18 protein-coding genes and 1 pseudogene are annotated in these 17,628 nt (G+C 41.6%); 18 read left to right on the top strand and 1 reads right to left on the bottom strand.

The annotated features are described in order from the left end of the window. The first annotated feature begins 64 nt into the window (after positions 1-64). The 3 genes and pseudogenes from N8L33_RS01135 to N8L33_RS10150 all read left to right on the top strand — a co-directional run bounded on the left by N8L33_RS01135 (position 65) and on the right by N8L33_RS10150 (position 2,051). The gene (locus N8L33_RS01135) at positions 65-1,408 is read left to right on the top strand and encodes a DEAD/DEAH box helicase (protein WP_261058071.1); all 1,344 of its coding nucleotides are present in this window, start codon (positions 65-67) and stop codon (positions 1,406-1,408) included. Between the two features lie 186 nt (positions 1,409-1,594). Then, a pseudogene (locus N8L33_RS01130) lies at positions 1,595-1,708 on the top strand (IS200/IS605 family transposase); the annotation flags it as partial. Positions 1,709-1,832: 124 nt separating this feature from the next. Next, complete coding sequence (locus N8L33_RS10150; RefSeq protein WP_314725975.1) at positions 1,833-2,051, top strand: hypothetical protein; 219 nt, start codon at positions 1,833-1,835, stop codon at positions 2,049-2,051. Positions 2,052-2,285: 234 nt separating this feature from the next. Here N8L33_RS10150 and N8L33_RS01125 read toward each other — a convergent pair whose 3' ends face one another. Further along, a complete protein-coding gene (locus N8L33_RS01125) occupies positions 2,286-4,403 on the bottom strand; it encodes an LTA synthase family protein (RefSeq protein ID WP_261058104.1) in 2,118 nt (705 codons plus the stop codon). 149 nt (positions 4,404-4,552) lie between these two features. Here N8L33_RS01125 and N8L33_RS01120 point away from each other — a divergent pair, with 149 nt between their 5' ends. The 15 genes from N8L33_RS01120 (at position 4,553) to N8L33_RS01050 (ending at position 17,627) form a co-directional block, all read left to right on the top strand. Continuing rightward, complete coding sequence (locus N8L33_RS01120) at positions 4,553-5,716, top strand: class I SAM-dependent rRNA methyltransferase (protein ID WP_261058070.1); 1,164 nt, start codon at positions 4,553-4,555, stop codon at positions 5,714-5,716. Next, on the top strand, positions 5,713-6,390 hold the full coding sequence (gene aroD / locus N8L33_RS01115; RefSeq protein WP_000767770.1) for a type I 3-dehydroquinate dehydratase: 678 nt from the start codon (positions 5,713-5,715) through the stop codon (positions 6,388-6,390). The genes N8L33_RS01120 and aroD overlap by 4 nt, the downstream gene beginning before the upstream one ends. Further along, complete coding sequence (locus N8L33_RS01110; protein WP_261058069.1) at positions 6,380-7,234, top strand: shikimate dehydrogenase; 855 nt, start codon at positions 6,380-6,382, stop codon at positions 7,232-7,234. The genes aroD and N8L33_RS01110 overlap by 11 nt, the downstream gene beginning before the upstream one ends. A gap of 18 nt (positions 7,235-7,252) precedes the next feature. Beyond that, positions 7,253-8,320, top strand: a complete 1,068-nt coding sequence (gene aroB / locus N8L33_RS01105; protein ID WP_247952838.1) for a 3-dehydroquinate synthase — start codon at positions 7,253-7,255, stop codon at positions 8,318-8,320. Between the two features lie 9 nt (positions 8,321-8,329). Continuing rightward, positions 8,330-9,496: a chorismate synthase gene (gene aroC, locus N8L33_RS01100; protein ID WP_261058068.1), complete on the top strand. Its 1,167-nt coding sequence runs from the start codon at positions 8,330-8,332 to the stop codon at positions 9,494-9,496. Between the two features lie 9 nt (positions 9,497-9,505). Then, entirely contained in the window at positions 9,506-10,609 is a 1,104-nt protein-coding gene (locus N8L33_RS01095; protein WP_261058067.1) for a prephenate dehydrogenase, read from the top strand. Between the two features lie 10 nt (positions 10,610-10,619). Next, positions 10,620-10,769, top strand: a complete 150-nt coding sequence (locus N8L33_RS01090; RefSeq protein WP_261058066.1) for a hypothetical protein — start codon at positions 10,620-10,622, stop codon at positions 10,767-10,769. A gap of 220 nt (positions 10,770-10,989) precedes the next feature. Continuing rightward, positions 10,990-11,190, top strand: coding sequence for a hypothetical protein (locus N8L33_RS01085; protein WP_261058065.1), 201 nt, complete (start codon positions 10,990-10,992; stop codon positions 11,188-11,190). A 53-nt stretch (positions 11,191-11,243) separates the two neighbouring features. Further along, positions 11,244-11,582 carry a YlbF/YmcA family competence regulator gene (locus N8L33_RS01080; RefSeq protein ID WP_000065968.1) on the top strand — a complete coding sequence of 113 codons (339 nt, stop codon included), beginning with the start codon at positions 11,244-11,246 and terminating at the stop codon, positions 11,580-11,582. A 91-nt stretch (positions 11,583-11,673) separates the two neighbouring features. Then, positions 11,674-12,957: a 3-phosphoshikimate 1-carboxyvinyltransferase gene (gene aroA / locus N8L33_RS01075; RefSeq protein ID WP_261058064.1), complete on the top strand. Its 1,284-nt coding sequence runs from the start codon at positions 11,674-11,676 to the stop codon at positions 12,955-12,957. Then, complete coding sequence (locus N8L33_RS01070; protein ID WP_173262682.1) at positions 12,950-13,426, top strand: shikimate kinase; 477 nt, start codon at positions 12,950-12,952, stop codon at positions 13,424-13,426. The genes aroA and N8L33_RS01070 overlap by 8 nt, the downstream gene beginning before the upstream one ends. Further along, positions 13,423-14,271 (top strand): prephenate dehydratase, encoded by an 849-nt coding sequence (pheA, locus tag N8L33_RS01065; RefSeq protein ID WP_261058063.1) that lies wholly within the window; start codon positions 13,423-13,425, stop codon positions 14,269-14,271. Before N8L33_RS01070 ends, pheA begins: the two co-directional genes overlap by 4 nt. Continuing rightward, complete coding sequence (locus N8L33_RS01060) at positions 14,268-15,563, top strand: LCP family protein (protein WP_261058062.1); 1,296 nt, start codon at positions 14,268-14,270, stop codon at positions 15,561-15,563. Before pheA ends, N8L33_RS01060 begins: the two co-directional genes overlap by 4 nt. Before the next feature lie 125 nt (positions 15,564-15,688). Next, complete coding sequence (locus tag N8L33_RS01055) at positions 15,689-16,534, top strand: LicD family protein (RefSeq protein WP_261058061.1); 846 nt, start codon at positions 15,689-15,691, stop codon at positions 16,532-16,534. Further along, the gene (locus N8L33_RS01050; RefSeq protein WP_261058060.1) at positions 16,524-17,627 is read left to right on the top strand and encodes a glycosyltransferase; all 1,104 of its coding nucleotides are present in this window, start codon (positions 16,524-16,526) and stop codon (positions 17,625-17,627) included. Before N8L33_RS01055 ends, N8L33_RS01050 begins: the two co-directional genes overlap by 11 nt. The last annotated feature ends 1 nt before the right edge of the window (position 17,628 follow it).

Raw genomic sequence — 17,628 nt, 5'->3', positions numbered from 1 at the left:
GTGAGACTACTGAAATGGAATAAAATGTGGTATAATTGATAAGATAGATAGAATCGAGGATATTATGTCATTTACGAAATTTCAATTTAAAAACTATATTAGAGAAGCCTTGGAGGAGTTGAAATTTACAACTCCAACAGAGGTACAAGATAAGTTGATTCCCATTGTCTTGGCAGGCCGAGATTTGGTTGGAGAATCAAAAACAGGTTCAGGTAAGACACATACTTTCTTGTTACCAATTTTCCAGCAATTAGATGAAGCTAGCGATAGTGTACAAGCAGTGATTACTGCACCGAGCCGTGAATTAGCTACTCAAATTTACCAAGCAGCTCGTCAGATTGCAGCCCACTCGGAAGTGGAAGTTCGTGTGGTTAATTATGTGGGGGGGACAGATAAGGCTCGCCAGATTGAGAAATTGGCAAGTAACCAGCCTCATATTGTTATTGGAACACCAGGCCGTATCTACGACTTGGTTAAATCTGGTGATTTGGCTATTCACAAGGCCAAGACCTTTGTTGTCGATGAGGCAGACATGACCTTGGATATGGGATTCTTGGAAACTGTTGATAAGATTGCTGGCAGCCTTCCAAAAGACCTGCAATTCATGGTCTTCTCAGCGACTATTCCACAAAAGTTGCAACCATTCTTGAAAAAATATTTATCAAATCCTGTCATGGAGAAAATCAAGACCAAACCGATCATTTCTGATACCATTGATAATTGGTTGATTTCTACTAAGGGACGTGACAAGAATTCTCAAATTTATCAGTTGACTCAGTTGATGCAGCCTTATTTGGCAATGATTTTTGTTAACACTAAAACGCGTGCTGATGAATTGCATTCATATCTGACTGCTCAAGGATTGAAGGTAGCGAAGATTCATGGAGATATTGCTCCTCGTGAACGTAAGCGAATCATGAATCAGGTGAAAAATCTGGATTTTGAGTACATTGTCGCAACAGACTTGGCAGCGCGTGGGATTGACATTGAAGGTGTCAGTCATGTCATCAATGATGCCATTCCGCAAGACTTATCTTTCTTTGTGCACCGTGTTGGTCGAACTGGACGAAACGGCCTACCAGGTACAGCTATTACCCTTTACCAGCCAAGTGATGACTCGGATATCCGTGAGTTGGAGAAATTGGGAATCAAGTTTACTCCTAAGATGGTCAAAGACGGGGAATTTCAAGATACTTATGACCGTGATCGTCGTGCTAACCGTGAGAAAAAACAAGATAAGCTCGATATCGAAATGATTGGTTTGGTTAAAAAGAAAAAGAAAAAAGTCAAACCGGGCTATAAGAAGAAAATTCAATGGGCGGTTGATGAAAAACGCCGTAAGACCAAGCGTACCGAAAATCGTGCTCGCGGTCGTGCAGAGCGTAAAGCAAAACGCCAAACATTTTAATAGTAATTGTTGGAGTACTGAGCTCCAACTTTTTTAATTATGTGACTTTCAGTCCGTCTCGCTCCGTTAGGTGCGAGACAAAAAAACACCCGCTATGCGGGTGTGCGTCGAAGGTTATACCAAAAAAACTCCAAACGCGATACAATAAAGGTGTTCAAGCCAATTGTAAAGCGAAAGGAGAAAAATATGGCACAAAAGGCTCATAGTTTATCGCACACAAAGCGGCATTGTAAGTATCACTTTGTGTTCACCACTAAGTATAAACGAAAAATCATCTATAATCAATATTTAAGTAGCTTATCACATTCGAATCACAAAAAATTTAAAAGAATGGCAATATTTGTTAACAAGGCTTTCCTAGTTTGTTATAATGTAGTTATAAGATATTAAGATTGGTAATCAAAAATATATAGGGAGGAACGTTTTGAATAAGAAATATAATATAGTTCTATTATTGTTGTTTATAGTTTATTTATTTGGATATTTTTCAATTTCAAAAACGTTAATTCCTATAATGTGTGTGATCCAAGTATTTTTGATAGAACATATATTTAGATTTCGAAATAGGATTATGCAGACAGGTGAAATTATAATTATTGTTGCTTCTATAATATTATTTATTGATAGTATATTGAGTTTGTAACAAAAGGCTTCTCTATAAAATCAAATTTTCCAGATACCTGCTTAAGGTGATTTATCTTCTCTCTATGCCTTCTCATCTTTATTCTACTATCTACGTCACTAAACTTGACAGACATATATTGCTGATACAACCTCTCTACCTACAATCTCAAAGTTAAACTGAGGCTATTTTCTTAGTTTGCTCTTTGATTTTCATTGATAAAAAGAAATGCTCCTCCAAGACGGAAGAGCATTTTTATTGTGATTTTGATTCAGTTTCTGCAGACTCTGGATGGAGTTCTTGGTAACTTGGAGCTTTGAACAGGTCAGTACTGGTCTTACCTTGTCGTTGGCTAAAGAGACTGGTTGATTGACTACCTTTTTCCTGCTCAATCTTTTGAAGAATTGGTAAAGAATTGAGATAAGAAATACTTTCTGTATCAACTTTTCCAAGATGATCTGCTTGGTAGAAACGGATCAAATCGCCAGTTTGAATCTGGTCGCTGATTTTTAGCTGTTGGCTGGCTGCCTGCCGAACGATTTCTAGTTCAGTCTGAGCTTGTTCATCAAGATTGCTGATTTCAAGACCGCTCTCAGTATAGTAGGTTCGTCCGTCGTAGCTGGTATATTTGGGTGTGACGAAGGAATTAGCAGTCCGAAAGGCAACGATTTCTTGATGGTCTGGTGATAGGAGGTCTTGGCCGACTTGAAGGAAGGAATTGGACTCAATACCAAGGAGGTGTTCGAGAGTCGGTAAGATATCGATTTGTCCACCGTAGGTATTGATGATTTGCCCCTTTTCATAGCCAGGCATGACTACCATAAAAGGCACTCGTTGCAACATGGCATTGTCGTAATTCGACCAGTTCTCAGAAGTCTTGCCAATTAAAGGTGCCAGGTCAGGATTGCGGGAATTGGAAATGCCATAATGGTCTCCGTAGATGACGATGATGGATTTTTCATAGAGGCCACTTTCTTTGAGATAGTCAAAGAAGGCCTTGATAGCACTATCCAGATAGTTAGCTGTTTGGAAGTAGCCGTTGATTGTTTCATCTTTGGTCTTGGCCAAGGGGAAACCAAGCTCATCGCCTGTCAGATTGCTAGCATAGGGATAGTGATTGGACACCGTGATATACTTGGCATAAAAAGGCTGCTGTATATGCTCCAGATATTGGATAGAATCTTTCATCATGATTTTATCATTTAAACCATATTGGAAAGAATTGCTACTGTCTTGCTTGGTGAAGTAGGAAGCATCAAAGAAGTATTGGTAGCCCCATTGTTTGTAGGTCGTATTTCGGTTCCAGAACGTCCCGATATTGCCGTGAAAGACGGCACTCGATTGATAGCCGTTTTTTGATAGGATAAAAGGAGCAGCCTGCTGGGTATTGGTACCACCGTAATTGACCATAAAGGAACCTTGGTCAAGTCCAAACAAACCAGTCTCCAGCATGGTTTCCGCATCTGAGGTCTTACCAGCCTTGACTTGGTTAAAGATATTCGAAAAGGCTAGGGTTGATTGCGAATGGTAGAGGGAGTTGAGGAAGGGAGTGACTTCATGCTCAGTTCCATCTATGTTGAGTTTATAGTCAAGCAGGAACTGTTGGAAACTCTCCAAGTGGAGATAAATCACATTTTTCCCTTTGGCTAAGCCGAAATAGTCTGGATTAGGCTTAGCCGAATGTTCTTGAATATAATCTGTAATAGGTTGAAGGTCGGTCTCAGAGGCCTTAGCACGTTCTTTGTTGGCGCTATAGGATTGGTTGGCACTATAGCCTAAAAATGCTGGCAAACTAAGGGCACGAACAACATAATAATTAGAAAATCCTCGTGATAGGAGATCGGGACGCTCAATTTCAGCCAAGAAAAGATTAGCTGAAAAGAGCAGGGCTGAGAGAGCAGTGATAGCAACACTGGAGCGGAATTTGAAAGGTCTCCTATCCAGCTGGATGAATTTTTTATAGAAAAGGAAAGCCAGCAATGGGAAATCCATAAAATAGATGAAATCCCAAGGACGCAGTAACTCTAGTTCCGCAGTGCCGACAGACACCTTGCTGACCACCTTCATGGTATTAGCCGTGATAAAGTCACTAAATTCTCGATAGTAAAAGACATTGGAATAGAGCCAAATGAATAAAAGGCTATAAATAGCTATACTCAGACCATAAAAGATCTTGGTTGAGCGAGCATAGAGGGCTAGAGCCAGCAGGAGTAGTCCTAGAGGAAAGGGGTTGAAAAAGGCGATAAAGGCAAGGTAATTTCCCTGCAACTTACCTACTTGAATATCTAAATTAAAGTCAACGGTATAGGCTAATAAGGTTTTGAGCCAATAGAGGATTAAAAGGGTTAGGACAAAACCCAGTCTGGTACCCATGGCTTTTTGGATTTTGTTAAAATTAATTCTCACACATTTACTTCCTAATTTTTTATTAGTATTAGTATACCATTTTTTAAAAGAAGAGTAAAAAAGCAAGGGTAGTTTCTTTTTTGAGAATTGGCTAAAAGTTTGATATAATGGTAGTTATGAATAGAATAAGAGTTAGCAAAAGGGTTGAAAAGAAGCTCGCTAAGGGGCTGGTTTTACTAGAAGCCAGTGATCTTGAGAATGTCAATCTTAAGGATCAGGAAGTAGAAGTGCAGAGTCAGGAAGGAACCTTTCTTGGTACTGCCTACCTTTCTCAGCAAAACAAGGGCTTGGGCTGGTTTGTTAGTAAGGACAAGGTGGCTTTCAATCAAGCTTTCTTTGAAACGCTGTTTAGACAAGCTAAAGAAAAGAGAAGCGCCTACTATCAAGATGATTTGACAACTGCCTTTCGTCTCTTCAACCAAGAGGGAGATGGCTTTGGCGGTCTGACAGTGGACCTTTATGGCGACTATGCTGTCTTTTCTTGGTATAACTCTTATGTTTATCAGATTCGTCAGACCATCTCAGAAGCCTTTAGACAGGTTTTTCCTGAGGTCTTAGGGGCCTATGAGAAAATCCGCTTTAAGGGTCTAGACTATGAATCTGCTCATGTTTATGGTCAAGAAGCACCTGACTTTTTCACTGTTCTGGAAAATGGGGTTCTGTATCAAGTATTTATGAATGATGGCTTGATGACAGGAATTTTCCTAGACCAGCACGAGGTTCGTGGTAGTCTAGTTGATGGTTTGGCTATGGGCAAATCCTTGCTCAATATGTTTTCTTACACAGCAGCATTTTCAGTAGCTGCGGCCATGGGAGGAGCAAGCCAGACTACTTCGGTCGACCTAGCCAAACGTTCACGAGAATTGTCTCAAGCGCATTTTCATGCAAATGGAATCAGTACAGACGAGCATCGTTTTATAGTCATGGATGTTTTTGAGTATTTCAAGTATGCCAAACGAAAAGACTTGACCTATGATGTGATTGTCCTAGATCCGCCTAGCTTTGCTCGGAACAAAAAACAAACGTTCTCTGTGGCCAAGGATTATCATAAGTTGATTTCCCAGAGCCTTGAGATTTTAAATCCGGGCGGTATTATTATTGCCAGTACCAATGCTGCCAATGTATCTCGCCAGAAATTTACAGAACAGATTGATAAAGGCTTTGCAGGAAGAAGTTACCAGATTTTAAACAAATACGGTCTTCCAGCAGATTTCGCCTATAATAAAAAAGATGAAAGTAGTAATTACCTCAAGGTGATTAGTATGAAGGTTAGTAAATGAAATTAATCGTTTCAGTAATGCCAAGAAGTTTAGAGGAGGCTCAGGCTCTGGATGCCACAAGGTATCAAGATGCTGATATTATTGAATGGCGTGCCGACTATCTGCCTAAAGAAGCGATTTTGCAGGTAGCTCCAGCTATTTTTGAAAAATTTGCAGGTCGTGAGTTGGTTTTCACCCTGCGAACTCGCTCTGAAGGGGGAGAAATCGACCTTTCTCCAGAAGAATATATCCATCTAATCAAGGAAGTGGCGCAACTCTATCAACCAGACTATATTGATTTTGAGTACTATAGCTACAAGGATGTTTTTGAGGAAATGTTGGACTTCCCAAATCTCGTTTTGAGTTACCACAATTTCCAAGAAACACCTGAAAATATGATGGAAATCTTGTCAGAGTTGACGAGCCTAAATCCAAAACTTGTCAAGGTTGCGGTGATGGCTCATACGGAGCAGGATGTGCTAGACTTGATGAACTATACACGAGGCTTTAAAACCCTCAATCCTGAACAGGAATATGTGACCATTTCTATGGGTAAGGTGGGCAAGGTCTCTCGTATCACTGCGGATGTGACGGGTTCGAGTTGGTCTTTTGCCAGTCTGGATGAAGCTAGTGCTCCTGGCCAGATTTCTCTAGCTAGCATGAAAAAAATCAGGGAGATTTTGGATGAAGCTTGATGGCTATACACGTTTAGCTGCCGTTGTTGCCAATCCTATTAAGCATTCTATTTCGCCCTTTATCCACAATAGGGCCTTTGAGGCGACAGCTACCAATGGTGCTTATGTAGCTTGGGAGATTGAAGCGAGTGACTTGGCAGAAACAGTGGCTAATATTCGTCGCTACCAGATGTTTGGTATCAACCTGTCCATGCCCTATAAGGAGCAAGTGATTCCTTATTTGGATGAATTGAGCGACGAAGCGCGCTTGATTGGTGCGGTCAATACGGTTGTCAATGATAATGGTAATTTAATTGGATATAATACAGATGGCAAGGGATTTTTTAAGAGCTTGCCTTCTTTTACAATTACAGGTAAGAAGATGACCCTGCTGGGTGCAGGTGGTGCGGCTAAGTCCATTTTGGCGCAAGCTATTTTGGACGGCGTCAGTCAGATTTCGGTCTTTGTTCGTTCAGTTTCCATGGAAAAAACAAGACCTTATCTAGACAAGTTACAGGAGCAAACAGGCTTTAAAGCGGACTTGTATGCTTTAGAAGATGTTTCTGAACTGCAAGAAAGGATTGCCGAATCGGATTTACTGGTCAATGCCACTAGTGTGGGCATGGATGGTCAATCATCCCCAGTTCCTGAAAGCATCAATTTGCCAGAAACCATCTTGGTGGCAGATATCATTTACCAACCCTTTGAAACACCATTTTTGAAATGGGCCAGAAGTCAGGGTAATTCAGCCGTCAATGGTCTGGGAATGTTGCTCTATCAAGCTGCAGAAGCTTTTCAACTGTGGACAGGCAAGGAAATGCCGACAGAAGAAATTTGGCAGTCTTTAACAGAAAAATACCAATAAAGAAAAGGAGATTCTCCTATGAAAATCAGAATCGATATTCCTCATCATCCTTATGATATTCAGATTGAAAAAGGTTGTCTGGCTCAGGCTGGTCAATGGTTGCGAGAACTCTGGCAACCACAAAAGGTAGTCATTGTGACAGACAACCATGTAGCTTCTCTTTATGCAGAGAAGGTCAAGCTCAGCCTAGAAGATGCTGGTTTTCAGGTAGCAGTTTTTGACTTTTTAGAAGGGGAAGAAAGAAAGAATTTAACCACTGTCCAGAAAGTCTATGAATTTTTAGTCAAGCAAGGTCTGACTCGTAGCGATGGAATCGTGGCTCTTGGTGGCGGTGTCGTTGGGGACTTGGCTGGTTTTGTAGCCTCTACCTATATGCGGGGCATTCACTTTGTTCAGATTCCGACTAGTTTGACTGCCCAGGTGGATTCTTCAATCGGTGGAAAGACGGGCGTCAATACTCCATTTGCTAAAAATATGGTGGGTACCTTTGCCCAGCCAGACGGGGTTTTGATTGATCCGCTTGTCCTTGAAACACTTGGAAAAAGAGAGTTGATTGAAGGGATGGGTGAAGTTATCAAGTATGGCTTGATTGAGGATCCAGAACTATGGACTCTTTTGACGGAGCTGGATGGTTCTGTTGAGAGCATTCTGGAACATGCAGAGACCTTGATTGAACATTCTTGTCAGGTCAAGCGCAAGATGGTGGTTGAGGATGAGTTGGACAATGGTGTTCGCCTTTACCTCAATTTTGGCCATACTATTGGCCATGCCATTGAAGCAACTGCCGGTTATGGCAAGGTTATGCATGGTGAGGCTGTGGCCATGGGTATGGTACAGATTTCCAAGGTTGCTGAGGAAAAAGGCCTCATGCCAGCTGGCATTACCCAGTCCATCACAGAAATGTGTCAGAAATTTGGCTTGCCTGTTGATTATGAAAACTGGGATGTTGACAAGCTTTATCAGGCTTTGACTCATGATAAGAAGGCGCGTGGCAATACCTTGAAATTGGTCTTGGTGCCAGAGCTTGGTTCTGCAACCATCCACCCAGTTTCTCTGGAAGAGATGAAAGACTACTTGGTAAAATAAGGAGAGTGTATGAGATATTTAACTGCAGGAGAATCACACGGTCCCCGTCTGACGGCTATCATTGAAGGAATTCCAGCTGGACTTCCTTTGACAGCAGAGAGTATCAATGAGGACCTTAAACGTCGTCAGGGTGGCTACGGTCGTGGTGGCCGTATGAAGATTGAGAGTGACCAGGTTGTCTTTACTTCAGGCGTTCGTCACGGGAAGACGACAGGGGCTCCTATTACTATGGATGTCATCAATAAGGACCATCAAAAATGGCTGGATATCATGTCTCCGGAGGACATTGAAGACCGCCTTAAAAGCAAACGAAAAATCACCCATCCTCGTCCAGGTCATGCCGACTTGGTTGGGGGTATCAAGTACCGTTTTGACGATTTGCGTAATTCCTTGGAGCGTTCATCAGCTCGTGAAACCACCATGCGGGTGGCAGTTGGCGCAGTAGCCAAACGCCTCTTGGCTGAGCTGGATATGGAAATTGCCAACCATGTCGTGGTCTTTGGTGGCAAGGAAATCGATGTACCTGAAAATCTGACAGTCGCTGAAATCAAGCAACGAGCTGCCCAGTCTGAAGTTTCTATTGTCAACCAAGAACGAGAACAGGAAATCAAGGACTATATTGACCAAATCAAACGTGACGGTGATACCATCGGTGGAGTTGTGGAGACAGTCGTCGGAGGGGTTCCAGTCGGCCTTGGTTCCTATGTCCAATGGGACAGAAAATTGGATGCGCGATTGGCCCAAGCAGTTGTCTCTATCAATGCCTTTAAAGGAGTGGAATTTGGTCTCGGATTTGAAGCTGGTTACCGCAAAGGCAGCCAAGTTATGGACGAAATCCTCTGGTCTAAAGAAGACGGCTATACTCGCCGTACCAACAATCTAGGGGGCTTTGAAGGTGGTATGACCAATGGGCAACCCATCGTTGTTCGTGGAGTCATGAAACCTATTCCTACTCTTTATAAACCACTTATGAGTGTGGATATCGAAACCCATGAGCCTTACAAGGCAACTGTGGAAAGAAGTGATCCGACCGCTCTTCCAGCTGCAGGAGTGGTCATGGAAGCTGTTGTAGCAACGGTTCTGGCACAAGAAATCCTTGAAAAATTCTCATCAGATAATCTTGAGGAATTAAAAGAAGCAGTTGCCAAGCACCGAGACTATACAAAGAACTATTAAGGAGTTCCTATGGCAAAAACAATCTATATCGCGGGTCTTGGTTTGATTGGTGCCTCTATGGCACTTGGTATCAAACGTGATCATCCAGATTATGAAATTTTAGGTTATAATCGCAGTCAAGCTTCGAGAGATATCGCCTTGAAAGAAGGCATGATTGACCGTGCAACAGATGATTTTGCTAGTTTTGCTCCTTTGGCAGATATCATCATTCTCAGCTTGCCAATAAAGCAAACCATTTCCTTTATTAAGGAGTTGGCCAACTTGGGCTTGAAAGAAGGTGTCATTATTTCAGATGCTGGTTCGACCAAGTCAGCCATTGTGGATGCGGCGGAGAACTATTTGGCTGGCAAGTCTGTTCGCTTTGTTGGGGCTCATCCCATGGCTGGTAGTCACAAGACAGGGGCTGCTTCTGCGGATGTCAATCTTTTTGAAAATGCCTATTATATCTTTACCCCTTCGAGTCTGACAGGTCAGGACACGCTTGAGGAAATGAGGGACTTGCTTTCAGGTCTTCATGCCCGTTTTATCGAGATTGATGCCAAGGAGCACGATCGAGTCACTTCTCAGATTAGCCATTTTCCTCATATTCTGGCTTCTAGTCTCATGGAGCAGACCGCGGTCTATGCTCAAGAACATGAGATGGCAAGGCGCTTTGCGGCCGGTGGTTTTCGAGATATGACCCGAATTGCGGAAAGCGAACCAGGTATGTGGACCTCCATTCTCTTGTCCAATCGTGAGACTATTCTAGACCGCATTGAGGATTTCAAGGAACGGTTGGATGAGGTTGGTCAAGCTATCAGCAAGGGGGATGAGGAGCAAATCTGGAATTTTTTCAATCAAGCGCGTGAGCAACGTCAGGCCATGGAAATCCATAAGCGTGGCGGTGTGGATAGCTCTTATGACCTTTATGTCGATGTTCCCGATGAAGAAGATGTCATCCTGAGGATTTTGGAATTGCTACGTGGAACTTCCTTGGTTAATATTCACATCAATGAGGAAAATCGTGAGGATATTCACGGAATCCTACAAATTTCATTTAAAAATGCTCAAGACTTGGAACGAGCCGAGCACCTCATAACAGAAAATACCGACTACACAGTCGTTGTCAAATAAGGAGAAAAATATGCCTAAAATAGAGCCTAGATTCATATTTGGTATTATCTTTATTTCTTTTATCTTACTTAGAGCTTACGCTGTTAAAAAAGATGTGAAAACTACTTCAGAAGAAAGTGTTGAGACAAAAAATGAACGATCCAACAAGGAAATAAGTTAAGAGAAAACCAATTCAAAGTATGTAGACGATAGAATTATTAATGGGTTTATCAATAGCTATAATCAAAATTCTAATAGTCCATGAGAAAATATCAAAAAAGGAAATATAAAAATAAAATATTTCGCATTAAGCTACGGATATTACACATGCAAATGATACTGATAAAATCAATGTAACAATAAATCAGACAAATGAAAATAGTGAATCTGGTGTTGCAGGAATGAAAGAAGTATTTCATGATATTGTTAAATCGATCTCATCATCCTTATCTGATGATGAGATAAATAACTATTTTGATAATCTTATGCCAAATGAAATAAAAACAGGTTCTAATTTAGGAACTTTGAAGATAGAGTATATACCAGATAAGGAATTAAGCAATGGACATTCAAGAGGTCATATAAAAGTGATTGCACAATAATAAAGACCACAGAGTGACTATTAATTTTAAAAGAAATAAATAAGGAGAAAATCATGTCAAATATTTACGATAGTGCAAACGAACTCAGTCGCGGTCTACGCGAATTGCCAGAATACAAGGCTGTCAAAGCAGCTAAAGATGCGATTGCAGCAGATGCTGAGGCAAGTAAAATCTTTACAGAATATGTTGCCTTCCAAGAGGAAATTCAAAAACTAGCACAGACAGGGCAAATGCCAGATGCTTCCTTCCAATCGAAAATGGAAGGCTTTGGCAAGCAGATTCAGGGAAATAGCCTCTTATCAGAATTCTTTACCAAGCAACAACAATTGGCAATTTACCTTTCTGACATTGAAAAAATTGTTTTTGAACCAGTTTCAGAATTGCTAAAATAAGAAAATAACAACCCTAAAGTCAGGAATTTTTGAGGAATTTCTGGCTTTTTATGATAAAATAAGTAAAAGTATTGCAAGTATGAGGTCCAGTATGAAACTAAAAACAAACATTCGCCACTTACATGGCAGTATCCGCGTTCCAGGTGACAAGTCTATCAGCCACCGTTCCATTATCTTTGGAAGTTTGGCTGAGGGTGAGACCAAGGTTTATGATATTCTGCGAGGTGAAGACGTTCTTTCGACCATGCAGGTTTTTCGTGACCTTGGTGTTGAAATTGAGGACAAAGATGGGGTTATTACCATTCAAGGTGTCGGTATGGACGGCTTAAAAGCGCCGCAAAATGCCCTTGATATGGGAAATTCTGGCACCTCGATTCGTCTGATTTCAGGTGTCCTTGCTGGGGCCGACTTCGAAGTAGAAATGTTTGGAGATGATAGTCTTTCCAAACGCCCTATGGATCGTGTGACCCTTCCATTGAAAAAAATGGGTGTTAACATTTCAGGGCAAACTGAGCGAGACTTGCCTCCCCTTCATTTAAAAGGAACGAAAAACCTAAGACCTATTCAATATGAGTTGCCAATTGCCTCTGCCCAAGTCAAGTCAGCCTTGATGTTTGCGGCCTTGCAGGCTCAGGGGGAGTCTGTTATTATCGAGAAAGAGTGCACCCGTAATCATACTGAAGATATGTTGCAACAATTTGGTGGCCATTTAAGTGTGGATGGTAAGAAAATCACAGTCCAAGGACCACAAAAACTGACTGGACAAAAGGTTGTCGTGCCAGGAGATATTTCCAGTGCAGCCTTTTGGTTAGTCGCAGGTTTGATTGTTCCAAATTCTCATGTAGTGCTGCAGAATGTGGGGATCAACGAAACGCGCACCGGTATTATCGATGTCATTCGTGCCATGGGTGGAAAATTGGAAATAACTGAAATCGATCCAGTCGCTAAATCTGCTACTTTGACTGTTGAGTCTTCTGACTTGAAAGGAACAGAGATTGGTGGCGCTTTGATTCCACGTTTGATTGATGAATTGCCCATTATTGCCCTGCTTGCGACTCAAGCCCAAGGTGTAACAGTTATCAAGGATGCTGAGGAGCTAAAGGTCAAGGAAACAGACCGTATTCAGGTTGTGGCAGACGCTTTAAATAGCATGGGTGCGGATATCACCCCTACAGCAGATGGAATGATTATCAAAGGAAAATCCGCCCTTCACGGTGCTAGAGTCAATACTTTTGGAGACCATCGTATCGGCATGATGACGGCTATTGCGGCCCTCTTGGTTGCAGATGGAGAGGTGGATCTTGATCGTGCTGAAGCCATCAATACCAGCTATCCTAGCTTCTTTGATGATTTGGAGAGCTTGATTCATGGCTAAGGTGTTATTAGGCTTTATGGGGGCTGGCAAATCGACTATTGCAAGAGGCTTGGACCCAGATTATCTCGATATGGATGCTCTGATAGAGAAGCGCTTAGGCATGTCCATTACGGAATTTTTCTCGGAAAAGGGAGAAGGAGCCTTTCGTCAGGTAGAATCAGAAGTCCTAGCTGATTTACTACAAACAGACCAAGTCGTGTCAACTGGAGGAGGAGTGGTTATTTCTCAGAGAAATCGTGACTTACTCAAGACTAATACAGATAACATCTACCTGAAAGCTGATTTTGAAACCCTCTACCACCGTATCGCAGCTGATAAGGACAATCAGCGTCCGCTTTTTCTAAATAATAGCAAGGAAGAACTAGCAGCTATTTTCCAAGAAAGACAGGCCTGGTATGAGGAGGTAGCCAGTCGGGTTTTGGATGTGACCAAGCTAAGTCCAGAGGAAATTATAGAGGAACTGAGATGAAAATTGCTTATCTAGGTCCCAAGGGATCATTTTCACACCATGTTGTGCAGACAGCTTTTCCTCATGAGGAATTGCAGGCCTTTGCCAATATTACAGATGTCATCAAGGCCTATGAGCAAGGCTTGGTGGACTATTCTGTGGTGCCAGTTGAAAATTCTATCGAGGGTAGTGTTCATGAAACCTTGGACTACCTTTTTCATCAGGCTCGCATTCAAGCAGTTGCAGAAATCGTTCAGCCTATTCATCAGCAGTTGATGGTGGTTCCAGGACATACTAAGATTGAAAAGATTTTTTCACATCCACAGGCCTTGGCTCAAGGAAAGAAATTCATCGATGAACAATATCCAGAGGCCCAAATCGAGGTAACAGCTAGTACAGCTTATGCGGCCCGTTTTATTTCTGAACATCCAGACCAGCCCTTTGCGGCCATTGCACCTAGAAGTTCTGCCGAAGAATATGGCTTGGAACTGATTGCTGAGGATATTCAGGAAATGGAAGCCAATTTCACACGTTTCTGGGTTCTGGGAGCTGAAGGTGCAGCTATTCCCTTGCAAGCACAAACTGAAAAAATGAGTTTGGCCTTGACCTTACCTGACAACCTTCCAGGTGCACTCTACAAGGCTCTTTCGACCTTTGCTTGGCGAGGAATTGACTTGACAAAAATTGAAAGTCGGCCACTCAAGACAGCACTGGGAGAATACTTTTTCATTATCGATGTGGACTATGCTGATAAGTACTTGGTTCACTTTGCCCAAAAAGAATTAGAAGCGATTGGAATCCAGTATAAAGTTCTGGGTGCCTATCCTATTTATCCAATATCAGACCATGGAAAGGAGAGAAGATGAGTAAAGAAAATCCTTTAAGTCATCACGAGCAGTTGCGTTATGACTATCTTTTTAAGAATATTCATTACCTCAATGAGCGAGAAAAAAAAGAGTTTGCTTACTTGCAAGACAAATTAAATAGGGCAAGTAGTGACGCTCCCTCAGAAAGTCAGGAATTGACCGAGGATTATAGAAAGTCAAGTGCTAACACTTCGATTCCTTCTTATAATAGCCGTAGTCGTTCTGAGAGATACCAGAAAATCAATTCTCTTCCAAAGAAAAAAACTAAAAAGCGGAAGCTACGTTGGGGGCGCATTTTTGCAGGATTACTGGCTATCTTAGCTTGTCTAGCATTGGGTATGATTTTTATGTTCTTAAAAGGTTATACCAATGCTAATCCAGATAAAATTGCCAATGCCAGGGCAGCTCAAGTTGAAGTTTTTAATGGTCAGGATACCAGAGATGGTGTTAATATTTTGATCATGGGTACAGATGGGCGAATCGGTCAAAATAGTTCTGAGACGCGGACGGACTCTATTATGGTATTAAATGTTGGCGGCTCAGATAAGAAAATTAAGCTGGTCAGCTTCATGCGTGACAATTTGGTTTATATAGACGGTTACAGCCAAGTCATTAACGGTAGAAAACAGACGGATAACAAGTTAAACGTAGCCTATGAGTTAGGAGAACAAGAGGGGCAAAAAGGGGCAGAAATGGTTCGTCAAGTTTTGAAAGATAATTTTGATTTGGACATTAAGTACTATGCCTTGGTCGATTTTCAGGCCTTTGCTACAGCGATTGACACACTTTTCCCTGATGGGGTGACAATTGATGCTCAATTTTCAACATTGAATGGGCGTCCACTAACAGAAGCTACAGTCGGAGATGATTTACACGCTACTGAGACTGAGTCTCCAACCCAAACCATCAAAGTCGGAAAACAGCAGATGAATGGCTCGACCCTGCTCAATTATGCTCGTTTCCGTGATGATGATGAGGCGGATTACGGTCGTACCAAAAGACAGCAACAAGTACTGACAGCAGTTCTTCAGCAAATCAAAGATCCAACCAAGCTCTTTACAGGCTCAGAGGCACTTGGCAAGGTATTCGCAATGACCTCAACGAATGTTCCTTATACCTTCCTGTTAACAAATGGCTTGTCTTTCCTAGACGGAGTTCAAAATGGTATTGAAAAATTGACGATTCCAGAACTGGGTGACTGGGTAGATGCCTATGATGTTTATGGAGGTTTGGGCTTGCTGGTCGATCAAAACAAATATCAGAATAAATTGTCTCAGATGGGTTTGAGATAAGATAAGACAGAAGAATCAAAGTTTGAAGGCTATTTGGATAGCAGTCAGGCTTTGATTTTTTACAGTCTGCAATAGATTTTCACCCCCTATTTGTGGTATAATGGAACGATACGATAGAAAGAATAATGAACAATATGACTGATTTAAAAGCAATTCAGGCCCGTAGTCTGGAGATGGCTGAATATTTTGTTGCCTTTTGCAAGGAACATGATTTACTTTGTTATCTCTGTGGAGGAGGTGCTATTGGTGCCCTTCGAAACAAGGGTTTTATTCCTTGGGATGACGATCTAGACTTTTTTATGCCTCGTAAAGATTATGAGAAATTAGCAGAATTATGGCCTCGTTATGCAGATGAGCGTTATTTCTTGTCGAAGAGTAACAAGGATTTTGTCGACCGCAATCTTTTTATTACCATTCGTGACAAGGAAACGACCTGTATCAAACCTTATCAGCAGGATTTAGAATTGCCACATGGTCTAGCCTTAGATGTCTTGCCTTTGGATTATTATCCTAAAAATCCAGCTGAGCGGAAAAAACAAGTTCGTTGGGCCTTGATTTATTCTCTTTTTTGTGCGCAAACTATTCCAGAAAAACATGGCGCACTTATGAAGTGGGGAAGCCGCATTTTACTCGGTTTGACTCCAAAATCTCTCCGTTATCGCATTTGGAAAAAAGCTGAAAAAGAAATGACCAAGTACAGTCTAGCTGAGAGCGATGGAATCACGGAGTTATGCTCCGGTCCTGGCTACATGAGAAACAAGTACCCAATCGCATCCTTTGAAGATCATCTCTTCTTGCCATTTGAAGGAACAGAGATGCCCATCCCAGTTGGCTACGATGCCTATCTCAGCACTGCTTTTGGTGATTATATGACACCTCCACCAGCAGATAAGCAGGTACCGCATCATGATGCTGTCATCGCTGATATGGATAAGTCTTATACAGAATACAAGGGAGAATATGGTGGCTAAGAAAAAAATCTTATTTTTTATGTGGTCTTTTTCTCTCGGGGGTGGAGCAGAGAAGATTCTATCTACCATTGTTTCAAATCTGGATCCAGAAAAGTATGATATTGATATTCTTGAAATGGAGCACTTTGACAAGGGATACGAATCTGTTCCCAAGCATGTAGGCATTTTAAAATCCCTTCAAGATTACCGCCAAGCTAGATGGTTACGAGCTTTTTTGTGGAGAATGAGAATTTATTTTCCAAGATTGACACGTCGCTTACTGGTGAAAGATGACTATGATGTTGAAGTTTCCTTTACCATTATGAATCCTCCACTTTTGTTCTCTAAAAGAAGAGAAGTCAAGAAGATCTCTTGGATTCATGGAAGTATCGAAGAATTTCTTAAGGATAGTTCAAAAAGAGAATCACATAGACGCCAGTTGGATGCTGCGGATACCATTGTAGGAATTTCAAAAAAGACCAGTCATTCTATCAAGGAAGTCTATCCAGATTATGCTTCGAAATTACAGACGGTCTACAATGGATATGATTTTCAGAGTATTCTAGAAAAATCTCAAGAGAAGATCGATATCGAGATTGCGCCTCAAAGTATCTGTACTATCGGACGAATTGAGGAAAATAAGGGTTCTGACCGTGTGGTGGAAGTGATACGATTATTACATCAAGAGGGAAAAAACTATCATCTCTATTTTATCGGGGCTGGGGATATGGAAGAGGAACTGAAAAAACGCGTCAAAGAATATGAGCTTGAAGACTATGTACATTTCCTTGGTTATCAAAAAAATCCTTATCAGTATTTATCTCAGATGAAAGTTCTTTTGTCTATGTCTAAACAAGAAGGTTTTCCTGGAGTGTATGTGGAGGCCTTGAGTTTAGGACTTCCTTTTGTCTCTACGGATGTTGGAGGGGCTGAGGAATTATCCCAAGACGGACAATTTGGACAAATCATTGAGAGCAATCAAGAGGCAGCTCAGGCAATTACTGACTACATGACCTCTGCTTCAAACTTCGATGTCAATGAGGCTAGTCAATTCATTCAACAATTCACAATTGCCAAACAAATCGAACAAGTAGAAAAACTATTAGAGGAGTAGC

Origin of the sequence: Streptococcus mitis (assembly GCF_946188695.1) — a bacterium.
GTDB classification, from domain to species: domain Bacteria; phylum Bacillota; class Bacilli; order Lactobacillales; family Streptococcaceae; genus Streptococcus; species Streptococcus mitis_DF.
This window is presented reverse-complemented; position numbering and strand designations above follow the sequence as displayed.